Source organism: Saccharopolyspora sp. NFXS83 (genome assembly GCF_026241095.1).
Lineage (GTDB): Bacteria > Actinomycetota > Actinomycetes > Mycobacteriales > Pseudonocardiaceae > Saccharopolyspora_C.
In genome coordinates, this window is the sequence record NZ_JAPFGB010000060.1 from 1 (window position 1) to 1,130 (window position 1,130).

The following is a 1,130-nucleotide window of genomic DNA, read 5'->3' on the forward strand; positions in this document are numbered from 1 at the left end:
GGCCGTGCACCGCACGGCCGCGCCGCATGCCCGCGCCGGTCCCCGCTCGTACGGTGGAACCCGGCGCACTCCCGCGCATCAGACCACCGGTGAAGGGACGCTGAGCGATATGACCAGCGCTGACGTGCTCGTCGACGGCTACGACCGGATTCGGGAAGCGGTGCACGACGCGACCCGCAAGCTGAGCGAGGACGACCTCGCCCTGCGCCTCGACCCGCAGGCCAACTCGATCGCCTGGCTGATCTGGCACCTCACGCGGGTGCAGGACGATCACCTCGCGGGTGCGGCGGGAACCGAGCAGGTGTGGTTCACCCAGGGCTGGCGGGACCGGTTCGACCTGCCCTTCGACGATCTCGACATCGGCTACGGCCACAGCTCCGAGCAGGTGGCGCAGGTGCGGGCCGAAGCGGAACTGCTGCTCGGCTACCACGATTCGGTGCACGAGCAGACCGTCACCTATGTGGCCCGGCTCTCCGACACCGACCTGGACGAGATCATCGACCCGGACTGGACGCCCCCGGTCACGCGCGGCGTCCGCCTGGTGAGCGTGCTGGCCGACGGCTTGCAGCACGCGGGCCAGGCGGCGTTCATCCGCGGCATCGCGGAACGCAGGTGAGGTCCGCGCAGGTCGATGTCCCGGAAGTCGTCGCCCCGCACCCGCGTTCGCGCGGTGCGGGCGTCACTGCTCGGCGCGGATGAGGCGGCGGGCGGCTTGGGCGCCGAGGCTGGTCTCGATGTGCTCGCGCATGATGTCGGCCGCCGCGTCGGCCTCGCCCGCGACGACGCATTCCACGAGCATCCGGTGCTCCTCGTCCTTCTTCGCCCGCGCCTGCGGCCCGCGGTCGATCTCCAGCGCGAGCCTGCGGTACCGGTCCGCCTTGTCCCACAGGCCGTCGAGCGTCTCGATGAGCAGGTCGTTGTGCGAGGCGCGGTAGATCGCGACGTGGAAGCGGCGGTGGTGCAGCAGCTGCCGGTGCTCGGGGTCGGTGGGCAGTGAGCGCAGTCCGGTGGCGGCCTCCCGGATCTCGGCGATCTCCGCCTTGGTACGCCGTTGCGCGGCCAGCGACACCGCGAGCGGGTCCAGCGAGCGCCGGATCTCCAGCAGGTCGCGGGCCTCTTCCGCGTGGAGC

Annotated in this window: 2 protein-coding genes; one reads left to right on the top strand and one right to left on the bottom strand. The window is 71.7% G+C overall.

The genetic code is table 11. The features are described 5' to 3' along the window. Nucleotides 1–109 precede the first annotated feature (109 nt). Entirely contained in the window at nt 110–616 is a 507-nt protein-coding gene (locus OOZ19_RS29930) for a mycothiol transferase (RefSeq protein ID WP_266093526.1), read from the top strand. A 63-nt stretch (nt 617–679) separates the two neighbouring features. On the opposite strand, the gene OOZ19_RS29935 is transcribed toward OOZ19_RS29930, so the two are convergent. After that, a partial coding sequence (locus OOZ19_RS29935; protein ID WP_266093527.1) for a FadR/GntR family transcriptional regulator occupies nt 680–1,130 on the bottom strand: 451 nt, incomplete at its 5' end.